This is a genomic window from Bradyrhizobium sp. I1.14.4 (assembly GCF_050435825.1).
GTDB lineage: Bacteria > Pseudomonadota > Alphaproteobacteria > Rhizobiales > Xanthobacteraceae > Bradyrhizobium.
On sequence record NZ_JBNDLA010000011.1, the window covers coordinates 96,562 to 111,619 of the forward strand.

Annotated in this window: 13 protein-coding genes; 4 read left to right on the plus strand and 9 right to left on the minus strand. The window is 66.1% G+C overall.

The annotated features are described in order from the left end of the window. Nucleotides 1-89 precede the first annotated feature (89 nt). Nucleotides 90-1,040 (minus strand): helix-turn-helix domain-containing protein, encoded by a 951-nt coding sequence (locus ABIB78_RS22565; protein WP_429028748.1) that lies wholly within the window; start codon nt 1,038-1,040, stop codon nt 90-92. Nucleotides 1,041-1,190: 150 nt separating this feature from the next. Here ABIB78_RS22565 and ABIB78_RS22570 point away from each other — a divergent pair, with 150 nt between their 5' ends. Then, nucleotides 1,191-1,856: a cysteine hydrolase family protein gene (locus ABIB78_RS22570; RefSeq protein ID WP_429028751.1), complete on the plus strand. Its 666-nt coding sequence runs from the start codon at nt 1,191-1,193 to the stop codon at nt 1,854-1,856. 276 nt (nt 1,857-2,132) lie between these two features. On the opposite strand, the gene ABIB78_RS22575 is transcribed toward ABIB78_RS22570, so the two are convergent. Next, nucleotides 2,133-3,278, minus strand: a complete 1,146-nt coding sequence (locus ABIB78_RS22575) for an ABC transporter substrate-binding protein (RefSeq protein WP_429028914.1) — start codon at nt 3,276-3,278, stop codon at nt 2,133-2,135. A gap of 135 nt (nt 3,279-3,413) precedes the next feature. Then, entirely contained in the window at nt 3,414-4,616 is a 1,203-nt protein-coding gene (locus ABIB78_RS22580; protein ID WP_429028754.1) for a cytochrome P450, read from the minus strand. Between the two features lie 82 nt (nt 4,617-4,698). On the opposite strand from ABIB78_RS22580, the gene ABIB78_RS22585 reads away from it, so the two are divergent. Next, nucleotides 4,699-5,223, plus strand: a complete 525-nt coding sequence (locus tag ABIB78_RS22585; RefSeq protein WP_429028756.1) for a MarR family winged helix-turn-helix transcriptional regulator — start codon at nt 4,699-4,701, stop codon at nt 5,221-5,223. 432 nt (nt 5,224-5,655) lie between these two features. Here the strand turns inward: ABIB78_RS22585 and ABIB78_RS22590 are convergent, their stop codons facing one another. Further along, nucleotides 5,656-7,521 (minus strand): feruloyl-CoA synthase, encoded by a 1,866-nt coding sequence (locus tag ABIB78_RS22590; protein WP_429028758.1) that lies wholly within the window; start codon nt 7,519-7,521, stop codon nt 5,656-5,658. A gap of 155 nt (nt 7,522-7,676) precedes the next feature. On the opposite strand from ABIB78_RS22590, the gene ABIB78_RS22595 reads away from it, so the two are divergent. Both ABIB78_RS22595 and atzF read left to right on the plus strand, forming a co-directional pair. Next, on the plus strand, nt 7,677-8,207 hold the full coding sequence (locus ABIB78_RS22595) for a MarR family winged helix-turn-helix transcriptional regulator (RefSeq protein ID WP_429028761.1): 531 nt from the start codon (nt 7,677-7,679) through the stop codon (nt 8,205-8,207). A 235-nt stretch (nt 8,208-8,442) separates the two neighbouring features. Beyond that, nucleotides 8,443-10,230, plus strand: coding sequence for an allophanate hydrolase (gene atzF, locus ABIB78_RS22600; RefSeq protein ID WP_429028764.1), 1,788 nt, complete (start codon nt 8,443-8,445; stop codon nt 10,228-10,230). 53 nt (nt 10,231-10,283) lie between these two features. Here the strand turns inward: atzF and ABIB78_RS22605 are convergent, their stop codons facing one another. The 5 genes from ABIB78_RS22605 to ABIB78_RS22625 are packed head-to-tail and all read right to left on the minus strand — an operon-like array spanning nt 10,284 to nt 14,896. Further along, a complete protein-coding gene (locus tag ABIB78_RS22605; RefSeq protein WP_429028767.1) occupies nt 10,284-11,003 on the minus strand; it encodes a GntR family transcriptional regulator in 720 nt (239 codons plus the stop codon). Nucleotides 11,004-11,016: 13 nt separating this feature from the next. Beyond that, entirely contained in the window at nt 11,017-11,409 is a 393-nt protein-coding gene (gene hpxZ / locus ABIB78_RS22610; RefSeq protein ID WP_429028770.1) for an oxalurate catabolism protein HpxZ, read from the minus strand. A gap of 56 nt (nt 11,410-11,465) precedes the next feature. Further along, nucleotides 11,466-12,848 carry an AtzE family amidohydrolase gene (locus tag ABIB78_RS22615; protein WP_429028915.1) on the minus strand — a complete coding sequence of 461 codons (1,383 nt, stop codon included), beginning with the start codon at nt 12,846-12,848 and terminating at the stop codon, nt 11,466-11,468. Nucleotides 12,849-12,876: 28 nt separating this feature from the next. Then, complete coding sequence (locus ABIB78_RS22620) at nt 12,877-13,056, minus strand: DUF4089 domain-containing protein (RefSeq protein ID WP_429028773.1); 180 nt, start codon at nt 13,054-13,056, stop codon at nt 12,877-12,879. 19 nt (nt 13,057-13,075) lie between these two features. Then, complete coding sequence (locus ABIB78_RS22625) at nt 13,076-14,896, minus strand: dipeptide ABC transporter ATP-binding protein (protein WP_429028775.1); 1,821 nt, start codon at nt 14,894-14,896, stop codon at nt 13,076-13,078. Nucleotides 14,897-15,058: the final 162 nt, after the last annotated feature.

A 15,058-nucleotide genomic window follows, 5' to 3' on the forward strand; every position in this document is an offset into this window, starting at 1 on the left:
TCCCCGCGCAAAGGCTTCGCCCTTGCGCGGGGATGACGGAATCGCGACCGGTGCCGCGACGCCACCATCGCGCGACGATCCGCGCCCCATCACCCCATCACCTGGTGCGGCGACCGGCCGAACGCAGCCTTGAAGGCGCGGCTGAAATGCGAGACGTCGCTGAAGCCGAAGCTCAGCGCGACATCGGTCACGTGAGTGAAGCGCCGTTCGGCCAGCGCTTGGTAGGCGCCGGCAAGGCGCTGCTGCCAGAGCCAGCGGATCGGCGTCGTGCCCTCGCGCGCAAACAGGCGATTGAGCGTCCGCGGCGCCATGTTCTGCGCCGTGGCGATCGCATCGAGATCGAGCTCGGGGTCGTCGAGATTGACCACGATGTAGGCCTTGACCCGCGCCAGCCGTTCATCGCCGCGCTGGGGCGCATCGTCCGTCAGCTCGGTCTGGAGCGTGGTCGCGAAAATATCGAGCACTGAGGCGCCAAGCCGGTTCACAGCGGGCCCGGCCTCGTTATCAAGCCGCGTGAGCCGGCGCATCAACGATCCCGCCAGCGCTCCGACTTTTGACGTGTGGCCGACCCGCCGGGCCGTCAGCCGCTGCGCATCCGGCAGGCGCGCAAGCAGCAGCGGCCGCGGGATCGACACCATGATCGAACGCGCGCTGGGGGCGAATTCGAGCGTGAAGGGCTGCGCCTGGTCATGCAGCATGAGATCGCCGCGGCGCATGTGCACCTCGCGGCCGCCCTGCGCGAAGCTGACCTCGCCGCGCAATGTGAGCCACAGCATGAAATAGTCGCGCGGGTCCTTGCGGACGTCGCTCGCGCTGCGCATCACCCGGATGCGGTCGGCAGCCGGCGTCGACGACCAGATGTCGTTGATCGCAAGCGGTCCGAAATTGCGGATCGAGATCGACGCGACAAACGCCTCGTCGGCGACGCGGCGGCATTCGGTCAGCGAGAATTCGCGGCAGGTGACGTGATGCCAGCGGTCGAAACCGTCACCCGGCGCGACCAGCGTTTGCGCGACGACTGTGTGATCTGGGGTCTGCATCGGACCTTGCTCCTGCCCAACCCGGCAGCGGGATATTCTGCGTCCACCCCTGCATTCTGGCAAGCAGAGTCCAATGACTGGCCAGCGCAGCCAAGAACGGCTGCCGCGGCGGATGTAGAAAATGTCTCCCACCAGGAGAGGAGACACCGGATGGGCTACCAATGCGACGTCATCGATCCCGCCAGCACCGTCATGATCGTGGTCGACATGCAGAACGATTTCGTGGCCGAGGGCGCCAAGCTGCGTTCGGCGCAGGCCGCCGCCATGGTGCCGCGGCTGGCGCAGACCCTGAAGGCCTGCCGCGACAAGGGCATCCGCGTCATTTACACCGCGCATGTGCATCGCCGCGACGGCAGTGACATGGGGCTATACGACGATCTCTATTCACCGATCGCCGACCGGTCGTCACTGGTCGACGGCACCGAGGGCGTCGAGATCTTCAACGACCTCGCACCCGCACGAGGCGAGCATGTCATCAAGAAGCACCGCTATAGCGCGTTCTTCGCCACCGACCTCGACCTCATCCTGCGCGAATGGGGCATCACGACGGTGATCATCTCGGGAACGACGACCGAGAACTGCTGCCACGCCACCGCGCGAGACGCCATGTTCCACAATTACAAGGTCGTCTTCCTGTCGGATGCGACGGGCACGTTCGACTATCCGGATGTCGGCCAGGGCGCCCTGTCGGCCGAAGAGGTGCACCGCGCCACGCTGACGATCCTCGCGTTCTCAACGGCGCATGTCATGACGGCGGCCGAGATGCTGGGGCGGGTGAAGGTGGCTGACGGGGCAGCGAGCCCGAAGGCGGCCTAAAGCGCGATGAGATTGGGTTGAATCGCCATCGCGCTTTAGCTCATTGTTTGAGCATGATCTTTTCGGAAAACCGCTTCACACTTTTCCGGATCATGCTCTAGGTCTTCTCCCTCTCCCCGTTCTTACGGGGTCGAGACGAGCGAAGCTCGCTCTTAGAGGGTTAGGGTGAGGGGCTTCATCCACGAGCACAACTCGCGGAGAGTCCCCCTCACCCGCCGCGCTCTTCGAGCGCGTCGGCCTCTCCCCGCAAGCGGGGCGAGGCAAACGGAGCGCGGCTCACTTCACCAGCGAGCAGCCGCCATCGGCGATCGGCCGGAATGCCTGCTCGGCCGGAATGGTCGCGATCAGCTTGTAATAGTCGTAGGGGTATTTCGACTCCTCCGGCTTCTTCACCTCGAACAGATACATCGGGTGGATGACGCGGCCGTCCTGGCGAATCGTGGTCTCGCCGAACAGTTTGTCCTTGCCCTTGAAGGTCTTCATCTGCGGCACCACGACCTTGGCGTCGTCGCTGCCGGTGGCGGCGACGGCGTTGAGATAGGCGAGCGTCGATGCGTAGACGCCGGCCTGGTTGCCGCTCGGCATCTTGCCGTTCATGCCGGGACGCGCGGCGAAGCGTTTTGCGAACGCGCGGGTGTCGTCGTTCATGTCCCAGTAGAAGGCTTCGAGCAGTTGCAGGCCCTGGGCGACCTTCAGGCCCATGCCGTGGACGTCGTTCACGAACAGCAGGAACGCCACCAAGGTCTGGCCACCCTGCTGGATGCCGAACTCGGCCGCCTGCTTCACCGCGTTGATGGTGTCGCCGCCGGCATTGGCGAGGCCGATCACTTTTGCTTTTGAGTTCTGCGCCTGCAGCAGGAAGGACGCGAAGTCCGACGTGCCGAGCGGATGCTTGCTCGAGCCAAGCACCTTGCCGCCGTGCTTCTCGATGTAGTTCGTCGCTTCGGCTTCGATGCCCTTGCCGAGTGCGTAGTCGACGGTCACAAAATACCAGTCCTTGCCGCCGCGCTGCATCATCGCGGCGGCCGTGGTGTTGCCGGTCGCCCAGGCGTCGTTGACCCATTGAATGGTGTTCGGCGAGCAGGCCTTGCCGGTGAGATCGGAGCTCGCGGTCGACGACGCCAGGAACGTCATCCTGGAGTCGCGCAGCACGGTGTTGATCGCGAGGCCGACGGCCGAGTTCGGCACGTCGACAATGGCATCGACACCCTCGACATCGAGCCATTTGCGTGCGATCGCAGATCCCACGTCGGCCTTGTTCTGGTGATCGGCATAGACGATCTCGACCTTGATGCCCTTGCCGCCGCCGTTGAAATCTTCCGCGGCCATGCGCACGGCTTCCACCGAGCCCATGCCGTTGGTGTCCTGGAAGATGCCGGAAATATCGTTGAGCACGCCGACGCGCACCACGTCGCCGGACATCTCCGCGCGTGCGCTGCCCGCGGCGCAGGCCAATGCCAGCGCAAGTCCAATCCTAAATCGTCCAACCCCAAAGCCCCTCATCGTCTCCACCCCCATGTTTCCTCGACCGACCTTTTGCCGGTATCGAGCCTCTCGTCAGACCGGCGTGATCTCGACCGGCAGGCTGGTGAGCCCGCGCAGCGTGTTGTTGAAAAGGCGCTTTGGCTCGCCGGTGATTTCGATCTTCGCGACACGACGCGCCAGCGCCGCCATCATCACTTCGCCTTCGAGGCGGGCGACGAGTTGGCCGACACACATATGGATGCCCGAACCGTAGCCAACATGACCCGAGGTACGACGCGTGATGTCGTAGCTATCGGGCTCATCCCAGCGGCGCGGATCACGATTGGCCGCAGCCAGGAACATCAGCACCTTCTCGCCTTCGGGGATGCTGGCCCCGCTGAGCTCGACGTCGCGGGTCGTGGTGCGGAAGAAAGTCTGGACCGGACTTTCGAACCGCACGGCCTCCTCGAAAGCGTTGCGCGCCAGCGTCGGATCGCCGCGCAGCCTCTGGAACTGGTCGGGGAAGCGGGCGAGGCAGTAGACGGCGGCGCCGATGCCGTTGACGGTCGTGTCGAGACCGGCCGACAGCAGCGAGCGCACCAGGAGCGGCGCCTCGGTCGCGGTGATGGCACCGCTATCGACATGGGCGTGGATACAGGCGCCGATACCGCCCGGGGTGAGATTGTCGCGCTGGCACTGCTCGGCGATATAGGCCTGGTGCGGCGCGGAGCGCTCGATTGCCTGCTTGCGCAGTTCGTTCGGCGGCCCGAACGCGTTGAACACCAGGCTTGCGTAAGGCAGCAGATGCTCGCGGCCCTCCGGCCGCAGCCCCAGCGCATCCGGGAAGATCGACAGCGGATAGGCTTCCGCCAAGTCCTCGATCGCGTCGAAACGGCGCTTCTCCAGCAGCGCATCGACGCGGGCCTCCGCGGCGGCGGCAAATCGCCCGCGAAGCTGCTTCATCACGGTCGCCGACAGCACGGTGCTCAGCACAGTGCGGGTGCGGGTATGCGCCGGCGGGTCGGCCTCCAGGATCAGGCTGGGCGGCCGCCACGGCTTCTCCCTGGAGAAGTCGCTCAAGCCGACGCCGCGGCTGGAGCAGTACGTCGCGGGATCGTTCAGGACCGCATGGACCTCGGCGTAGCGCGCCACGCCGTAGACATTCCACTTGTCGAGATAGACCACCGGCCCGGCCTCGCGCAGCCGCTCATGGGTCGGGAACGGGTCGGCGAAGAACTCGAGCGCGAACGGGTCGACGTCGAGGTGCGGGACGGACGCACCTTCTGTTGCAGTCATCGGGACCTCCCGAGGTTTGAACTTGTCAACACGGGCCGCATGTCTATTGCTCCCGAACAGTTTCGCAGCGATGATTTGAGAGATGAGCAGCCAGCCCCTCCCCCGAAAGCCCCGCCGGCCAAGACCGGCCGATCCCGCAGATGCCACCGATGGCCCGCTGCTGGACCTCGATCGCTATGTGCCGGCATTCATCACCTTCATCGGCAACAAGCTGTCGAACAGTGCCACCGCGTTTTACCAGAAGAATTTCGGCGTCAACGTCACCGAGTGGCGAATCATCTCGCAGCTGGCGATCGAGCCGGGCATTCCCGCCTCCCGGATCTGCCAGGTGATCGGCTTCGACAAGGGGCCGGTCAGCCGCAACCTCGCGGCGCTGCAGAAGCGCGGCCTGCTGACGATCCGCACCGCGCCCGATGACGGCCGCACCCATTCGATCACGCTGACCGCGCGCGGCCGCGCCATCCACGACAAGGTCATCGTCGCCGCGCTGGAACGCGAGCGGCGGCTGCTGTCGTGCCTGAAGAAGGACGAGCGCGAGGTACTGATCGACCTGCTGCGCCGGCTGCACGAGAATCTCGGCGCCGTGACCGGGCAAAGCACGACCTGACCGCACGGCAGCGCCACGGGCGGCACCCTGTGCCATCGCGGTAGATGCCCGGTTGCCGATGCGTGCCGTTCGCGCCTGGCTGCGCAACATTGTCCTCCCAAATGCATGGCCGTTGACCGGCCCTGTCCCGCTTGGGACGGAAACTCGCACAGCTTAGTTGCTCTGGCAACTAAAAATACGACCCCGTGCTGAGCAAGGCCCCAAGGAACCGGTGCAGACGGCTCAAATGAATGGGCCCGCCAAACGTGCCACAAACTCGGTGTCGTCCCGGCCTCCGAGCCGGGACCCATAACCGCCAATGCCGATTATTGCACACCAGCGGAACGACGACTTTTGTACACAACGTCGGCCACGGAGTGTGGGTCCCTGCTTTCGCAGGGACGACGGCGGTGTGCGTGGCGTCCTCCCAACACCGCGCCGGTACAAATCACGTCACGACCCCGCGCAGGCGATCGGCTCGGACGACCCGTCGTCCTCCAGGACCGCCAGTGCTGCGGCGCGGCGCGTCAGCACGGCGCGCTGGTTGATGTAGCCCTTGTCGGTGATCTCTCCACCGTCGACCGAGGCAGCCTCGGCGAGCAACAGCGCTCGGGCGGCGTGGCCGGAGGAATGGCCGCCCTGCGCCTTCAGCCGCGCCAGCCCCTGCCCGATCGCGGAACGGACCGCCGGATGGCCGATCACCTCCTGCGCGCCGACGCTCTCGGGCAGTCCCGCCAGCGAACGGCAGGCGGCGAGGTTCGGAAACACCAGGAAGCGCACCTCGTCGCGGCCGTGGCCCGCGACGACGATATCCTGTGCGAGCGGCGCCAGCGCCGCGATGCCGGCGACGCGCAGGGTGCCGACGCTGACCCAGGTGCCGGAATTGAGCTTGAAGTCCTCGGCCACGCGGCCGTCGAAGAACAGGCCGAGATCGGGCCTGTCAGGATCGGCGAAGGTCACCGCGTCGCCGATCTTGTAAAAACCCTCGTCATCGAAGGCCTCGGCGGTGAGTTCGGGCGCCTTCCAGTAGCCCGGCGTGACGTTGGGCCCGCGCACGCGGACCTCGAGCTTGTCGCCCGACGGCACGAGCTTCAGCTCGGTGCCGGGGATCGGCACGCCGATATTGCCGGAGCGCTTTGCAAGGAAGTGACAGTCGGTCGCCAGCGGCGAGGTCTCGGTCGAGCCCCAGGCCGACACCATCGGCAGCCTGCGGCCGACCGTTTGCAGCGACAATTCCTCCAGCGCGTCCCACAGATTCTGCGGCAGCGCGGCGCCGGCATAGAAGGCGAATCTGGTGCCTTCGAAGAACTTGCGGCGCAGTTCCTCGTCGGTGCGGAGCGCCGCGATCAGCATGTCGAAGCCGCGCGGCACGTTGAAATAGACCGTCGGCACCACGCTGCGCAGATTGGCGAGTGAGGTCGCGAACAGGCCGGGCGCCGGCTTGCCGCCGTCGATATAGAGCGTGCCGCCGTTGCGCAGCACCAGGTTGAAATTGTGATTGGCGCCGAAGGTATGGCTCCAGGGCAGCCAGTCCAGGATCACCAACTCGTCGCGGGACTTCTCGAGGAACGTCCAGGTCTGCGCCTTGGCCTGCTGGCTCGAGGTCAGCATACGCTGGGTGTTGATCACGGCTTTCGGCGTGCCTGTCGAGCCCGAGGTGAACAGGAATTTTGCGATCGTGTCGGGCGTCACTGCGGCAAAGGCCGTGGCGACCTCTGATGATTCCGGCGTCGCTGCCACGGTACGGAACGGCAATGCGTCGGCATCATCGGAATTGCCGCTGACGATGGTTGCGCGATGCAGCGGCGCGATCGCGGCAAGGGCCGCAGCGAACGGTTTTGTGCTCGTGACATAGATAGTGCCGGGATCGAGCAGCTCAATCATGCTCATTAGCTTGTCGAAATCCCGCGACATCAGCGAATAGGCCGGCGAGATCGCGGCCGACGGCACACCGACGTGCTGGGCGGCGAGCGCGAGCAACGCGTGGTCGATGCCGTTGTCGGAGAGGATGACGAGTGGCCGCTCAGTGCTCAGCCCTTGCGCCAGAACCCACGATGCCGTGCGGCGCACGATGGCGAGGGCATCGCGATAGGTGACCGTGCTCCAGGACGCTTCGGCATTGGCGCGCTCGCCGAGGAAGATGCGCTCCGGCACCTGCCGCGCCCAATGTTCCAGCCAGTCGCCGACACAGCGCGCGCCTGGCTTCAGCGGCCTGGTGGATCGAACCAGGATGCTGCCGTCATCGCGGCGCTCGGCAACGATTGCGGGTGTCGCGAACAGGCGGTGCGGACTGTCTCCGCTGGCGGCGGCCATCGTCATGGTTTCCTCCTCGCCCATGTCTTGTCGGGACGCGCTGCAACAGTGCGCAGCGCCGCGATCCCGGCAGGGCCTTTTGGTGATAATGTTGCGGACATCAATTGTTGTCGTCAACAACAATCTTTCCCTCGCACGTCGGGCGCGCTAGCATCGTCGTCATGGCAAGCCAGCAAAAGACGTCGCGCAAGGCGGCAGGAACGGCAGCGGCAATCCGCCGCCCCCAGGCGCGGGCGACGAATGGCGGGGCGCACGGCGGCGACGCCAGCGATGACATTGGCCTCGACGCACTGGTCGGCCACGCCGGGTATGCGGTGCGGCGCTTCCAGCTCTGGATCTTTCAGGACTTCATCAAGACGCTGGCGACGGTCGATATCCGTCCGACCCAATATTCGGTCATGACCGTGATCGGGGCCAATCCGGGCTTGAGCCAGATGGCGGTCGCAAAGCGGCTGGGGATCGAGCGCGCGCGCCTGGTGCATCTGCTCGACAGCCTGGAAGAACGCGACTTCGTCAGCCGCATCCCCTCCGCCACCGACCGCCGCTCACATGCGCTGCATTTGACCGCGCGCGGCAAGACCGCGCTGGCCCATTTCAAGCGCCTCGCCGCCGAACATGAGCGGCACGTGGCCGAGAAGATCGGCAAGCAAAACCGCGAGCGACTGCTGCAGATCCTTGCCAGCTTCACCTGACCGGCCGATCAGATTTCGGCTTGATCAGACTTGCCTCTAAATTGAGCAGACCCACTCGCAAGCCAGCCCGCATCAGTTTCCAGCGACCATTTCAAGCAACTGATATTGTGTAATAATCTGTCGTGTCGCTGCGCTGGCGAATTGTACACAATGGCACACTGCTTGCTTCGATCAGGCTACAATTCCCTCGCGGAGGGCATCCGATGCCTCGCCGCCCAACAGACGGGCCAACCACGTGACTGAAACTGTCGCCGCGATCGTTGCCGCGCACCGCGCCGGGACCCTGACGCCGGCACAAACCGTGGCGCGCAGCTACCAGCGCATCCGCGAGCACAATGATCCCGCCGTCTTCATCAGCCTGCGCGACGAGCAGGACGCGCTCGCCGAGGCCGAGCGGCTCGCGGATCCGGCGCTGCCGCTCTATGGCGTGCCGGTCGCGGTGAAGGACAATATCGACGTCGAGGGCCTGCCAACCACCGCCGCCTGCCCGGCGTTCTCGTACTTGCCGGCGCAGGATTCCACTGTTGTCGCCAGACTGCGCGCCGCCGGCGCCATCATCATCGGCAAGACCAATCTCGACCAGTTCGCCACCGGCCTGGTCGGCGTGCGCTCGCCCTACGGCATCCCCAGAAATCCGGTGCGCGATGATCTCGTGCCGGGCGGATCGAGTTCGGGCTCCGCGGTCGCGGTATCGGCGGGCCTCGTGCCGCTCTCACTCGGTACCGACACCGCGGGCAGCGGCCGCGTGCCGGCGATGCTCAACAACATCGTCGGTCTCAAGCCAAGCCTCGGGCTGATCTCGAACGCGGGGCTGGTGCCGGCCTGCCGCACGCTCGACTGCATCTCGGTGTTCTCGCTCACCGTCGACGATGCATTGGCCGCACTTGCCGTGATGGCCGGGCCGGATGACGCCGATCCGTTCTCGCGCGACCGGCCGCTGGCACCGCTTGCGGCGTTTCCGGCAAAGCTGAGGCTCGGCATTCCCAAAAGCGGCCAATTGATCTTCTTCGGCGACCGCGAGGCCGAGAAAGCCTATGGCGAAGCCTGCAAGCGCTGGCAGGCGCTCGGCGCCGATCTCGTCGAATTCGATCTCGAGCCGTTCTACGAGACCGCGCGGCTGCTCTATGAGGGCCCGTGGATCGCCGAGCGCTATCTCGTGATCCGCGACCTGCTGGCATCGTCACCCGAGGCGATCCATCCGGTGACGCGCGAGATCACGATCGGCGGATCGCGGCCGACCGCCGCCGATACTTTCTCCGCGCTGTACCGCCTGCAAGCGCTGCGCCGCGTCGCCGCGCGCACCTTCACGCAATGTGACGCCATCGTGCTGCCGACCGCGCCGACGGTCTACTCTACCGCCGATGTGCTGGCCAACCCGATCGAGCTCAACTCGCGGCTCGGCACCTACACCAATTTCGTCAACCTGCTTGATCTCTGCGGCCTGGCGCTGCCGGCGGCGATGCGGCCTGACGGCGCGCCGTTCGGGATCACCCTGCTCGCCCCCGCCGGCCGCGACGCCGACCTTGCCGGCATCGGCCGTGTGTTCCACGCCGACACCGGACTGGCGCTCGGCGCCAAGGCGCTGCCGCAGCCACCGCTTGCTGCCGTGCCGGCGCCGGCCGCATCCAACGAGATCACGGTCGCGGTGGTCGGCGCGCATCTCTCCGGCATGGCGCTGAACCACGAATTGACGACGCTCAATGCGCGCCTGCTCGAAGAGGCGGTGACCGCACCGGACTACAAGCTCTACGCACTCCACACCACGCCACCGAAACCCGGCATGCTGCGCATCGAGGCGGGCGCAGGTCATGCGATCAAGCTCGAGCTGTGGGCGATGTCGCCGGCCGCATTCGGAAAATTCGTCGCCGCGATTCCGCCGCCGCTGTCGATCGGCACGATCAGGCTCGCTGATAGGCGACAGGCCAAGGGCTTTATCGTCGAGCCTGCCGCGATCAATGGCGCAAAGGATATTTCTGCCTATGGCGGCTGGCGGGCGTTCATGGCGGAGAAGGCCACGGTCTAGGCCCTAGCCGCGCTGCGCTCCCTCTCCCCGCAAGCGGGGCGAGGTAAGAGGAACTAAACCGACACCGCGTAGGTCTCGTATTCCCCGCGCACCTGCTCGATGTGGGCGCGCATCGCAGCCGCAGCGCCTATCTTGTCGCCGCGCATGATGGCGACGACGACGCGGTCGTGCTCGGCGTGGGACTTTGCCAGCCGCCCGAGGTTGCGGAACTGGGCGCGGCGGAACGGCTGCACCCGCACTCGCGTCGCCAGCGTGATCTCGGCGATATAGGCGTTCTGCGAGCCAGCGTAGATCGCGTTGTGGAAGCGCTCATTGACCTCGTGGAAGCGCTCGGGATTGCCGGTGTAGCTCAACACCCGCAGTTCCTCATGGACCGCCTCCAGCGCGTGTCGCTCCGCCGGCGTCATCCGCTCGGCGGCAAGGCCGGCGCACATCGCTTCCAGCTCGGCCATCGCCTCGAACATGCCGGTGAGTCTTTCAAGCGAAGGCCGCGCCACCACCGCGCCGCGATGCGCACGGGCGTCGATCAGGCCGCTGGCGGCCAGCTGCCGCAGCGCCTCGCGCACCGGCGTACGCGAGACGTTGAAGCGGCGCGCCAGATCGGTCTCATCGAGCCCGGCGCCCGGCGGCAGCGTGCCGCGCACGATCTCGTCGGCGAGTTGCAGCCTCAGTTCCTCGGCGCGGGTGATCTTGTCGACCAGCGACGACGGCCGATCGATGCGGCGCACCGTCATCTCGGCTTCTGCGCCCTGCGGCAGATCGTCCAGGCTCATCCTCGAGCGCCCTTCAAGCACCTTTGGGTTCATCGATGACGCTGACATGGGCCGCGACGATTCTCCAGCCCTCGGGGAAACGAATCCACGTCTGCATCTGACGCCCCACTCTACCCGGTGCGCTGTCCCGATAGAACAGCGTCGAGGCGATCGCGGTGTCGCGGCCATAGGTCGTGATCACGGTGCGGTCGATCCTGCGCATCAGGCCGACCGACGAGCGCCCGGCGCGAAACGCCATGATCTCGGCATAGCCATAGAGGTTCTCGCCGATGCCGTAGCGCAGCGTGCGGCTGTCGTTGCGGAACAGCTCGTCGAGCACGGCAACATCGTTCGACACCAACGCCCTCTCGTAGCGCTCGAACTGCGCGGTGACCTCGGCGAGCACGTCTGGAAGATCGATATCCATGCTTTCATCTCACTCGCGCACGATCTTGTCGGAAAACCGGTTCTCACTTTTCCGGATCATGCGCCGATCCCTCTCGGCGCGGGAGCCGCAGCAACGCCCATCTGTTCCAGCGCGTAGGCGACCCGCAGCGCGATATCCTCACGCCAGGGCGCGGCGATGATCTGCACGCCGATCGGCATCGGTTCAAGCGGCACCGGCACGGCCACCACGGGCAGTCCGATGAAGGAGATCGGCTGGGTGTGGAGACCGATGTTGGCGCGCACCGGAAGCTCGACACCATCGAGCGTGAAATTGACCTGACCGAGCTTCGGCGCCGTGCACGGCGTCGCCGGCGCCAGGATCACGTCGACCGACTGGAACAGCTCCAGTACCTTGGCGCGGTACCAGCGGCGGAATTTCTGTGCCTTGTCGACATAGACCGCCGGGACCATCGCGCCCGCGATGAAGCGGTCGCGCACCGCTGGATCGAAATCGTTGGGACGCCGGCGTAGCCGATCGAGATGCAGCGCGGCGCCCTCGGTCGTGGTGATGATGTAGGCGGCGGCGCGGGCGCGGGCCGCTTCCGGCAGCTCCACGGTCTGCTTGGCGCCGAGCGCCTTCGCCACGCGCGCGATCGCTTCGACAGCCTCGGGAAACATGTTCTGCTGGAAGTAGCCGCCGGCGATCGCAATGCGCAGCCGGCCGATATCATTGGCAAGCAGCGGCACGGTCGGCTCCACCGACTGCACGATGCAGGCCGGATCATCGGCGTCAGGTCCCTGCATCGCGTCATAGGCCAGCGCGAGATCCTTGGCGCTGCGCGCCAGCGGACCGAGATGGTCGAGGCTCGCGACGAACGGATAGGACCGCGCGCGCGACAGCCGGCCATAGGTCGGCTTCAGGCCAAACGTGCCGCAGAACGAAGACGGCACGCGGATCGAGCCGTTGGTATCGGAGCCGAGCGCGATCGGCACCAGCGCGCCGCCGACGGCGCTGCCGGAGCCGCCCGAGGAGCCGCCGGTCATCCGCGTCGGATCATGCGGATTGCGCGATGGGCCATCATGCACGTTCTCGCCGGTGAAGTCGTAGGCGTATTCGCCCATGTTGAGCGCGCCGACCAGCACGGCGCCGGCCGCCTCCATCCGCTCGATCAGCGCAGCATCGCGCGGCGACGGCGGCAGGTCGCGGTTGATCTTCGAGCCCGCGCGTGTCGAGAGGCCCTGCACGTCGAACAGGTTCTTGACCGCGAAGGGAACGCCGGCAAGCGGGCCGACGGGTTGACCGGCCGCGATCGCGGCATCGATGGCTTTGGCTTTGGCGCGGGCGCGATCGGCAGTGACGTCGGTGAAGGCGTTGAGGACCTTGTCGTGCGCAGCGATGCGCGCGAGCGCAGCCTCGGTCGCGGCAAGCGCCGTGATCTTGCGGCTGGATACGGCCTGCGCGATTGCGGCGGCCGACATGAAATCGGGACTTTCGGACATCGCGATCTCAGGTCGAATAGACGGCGGCCGACGCGACGTCATCAGCCAGCGGGAAGTCATCGACCAGCCGCGCCAGCCGCAGCGAGACGTCGAGATTGGCGCGCACCGCGGGACGCCAGTCGTCTTCCAGCGGCAACGCCATCGCGCGGGCGACGGCATTGATGTAGTCGTCGAGATGATCGGCCATTTCGCTCCCAGTGAGTTTCTCAGGCAACCGGCAACGGCGGATGCGGGATCGCCGTCAGCAGCTCCCTTGTATAGGCATCCTGCGGATTGCCCAAGACGTGTTCCGATGTGCCCTGCTCCACGATGCGGCCGGCGCGCATCACGATGACGCGATCACAGAGCAGCCGCACCACGTTGAGGTCGTGCGACACGAACAGATAGCTCATGCCCATCGACTGCTTGAGGTCCTGTAGCAGATTGAGCACCACCGCCTGCACCGAGACGTCGAGCGCGGCGGTCGGCTCGTCGAGGACGACGAGCTTCGGGTGCAGCGCGATGGCGCGCGCGATGCCGACGCGCGCCTTTTGGCCGCCGGAGAGTTGATGCGGGAAGCGGTCCAGGAGATTGACCGGAAGGCCGACCAGCCGCGCGAGCTCCTCGCAACGGTCGCGGAGCGCGTTACGCCCCCTGATGTCGCCGAGCTGCATGATCGGGTCCACGATCGCGCGCGCGGCGGTAAACCGCGGGTTGAGGCTGTCGGTCGGATCCTGGAACACGATCTGGATCTGACTGCGTCGCGGCAGCCGCGCAAAGGACTGCGGCATGACGCCGCCGATGTCCTCGCCATCGAACACGATGCGGCCGGAGGTCTGGTCCAGCAGGCGCATCACCATCATCGACGTCGTCGACTTGCCGCAGCCGGATTCGCCGACCAGGCCGACGCTCTCGCCATGGTCGATCGAGAAGCTGATGGCGTCGACGGCGCGGAAAATCTCCTCCTCGACCGGCGGCTTGCGGCCGAACAGTTTTGCCAGCACCGAGCCCGCGCCCTGGCGCGGATATTCCTTGACGAGCTTTTCGACGAGCAGGAGGGGTTGTTGTCTCTCGTCACCCCCGGGCTTGACCCGGGGGTCCATCGAGGAAGACGCATCTTGCGGAGGTCGATGGATGGCCGGGCGTAGGCGAGCGGAAGCGACGCCGTCCTTCGGACGGCTATGCCCGGCCATGACGGAGGTTTGTCGCGGGGAGTTCACCTCCTCCTCCGGCAACAGATCCCGCAGCGACACCCCGAGCCGCGGCGTCGCGCGCATCAGCTTTCTGGTGTAGTCGTGCTGGGGCGCGGCGAAGATGTCGGCCGACTTCGCGGTCTCGACCACGCGGCCCTTCTCCATCACCACGACGCGGTCGCAATATGCGGCCGCAAGGCCGAGATCATGCGTGATCAGGATCGTCGACATCGCCCGGCGCCGGGTCAGCTCGACGATCAGATCCATCACCGCCTTCTGGGTGGTGACGTCGAGGCCGGTGGTCGGCTCGTCCGCGATCAGAAGCTGCGGATTGCAGGCCAGCGCGAGCGCGATGACGACGCGCTGGCACATGCCGCCGGAGAGTTCGAACGGATAGGCGTGGTAGCGCTCGCGCGGACGCGCGATCTTGACCTGCTCCAGCGCCTCGATCGCCTTCTCGCCGCGATCGGTGACCTGCGCCTGCTGGACATGCTGGCGCAGCACGTCCTCGATCTGGTGCCCGACCTTGCGGATCGGATTGAGCGCGGCACGCGGATTCTGGAAGATCATCGAGACTTCGCGGCCGCGCAGATCGCGCATCTGGCTTTCGGTCGCCGCCTTGACGTCGATGCCGGAAAACATCACCGAGCCCTCGGCGATCCGGCCGGCGCGATCGAGGATCCGCATCACGGCATAGGACGTCACCGACTTGCCGGAGCCGGACTCGCCGACGATGCCGACGGTCTCGCCCTTGCCGACGGATATGTTGACGTGCTGCACCGCCTTGACGATGCCGCGACGCGTCGTGAACTCGACCGTGAGGTCGCTGACGTCGAGCAGGGGCTGGGCGGTCATGCCCGCCTCCCAAAAAATATCGAAAACAACCCCATGCAAAGTGGCGGAGCGGTAACGTGACACCGTGCCGAGACAGTCATCAGGTCCTCCGCTCGCTCAATTCGTCATGCGCGGGCTTGACCCGCGCATCCATCGAAAGATCAAATTCGCGCTTCGCACGAA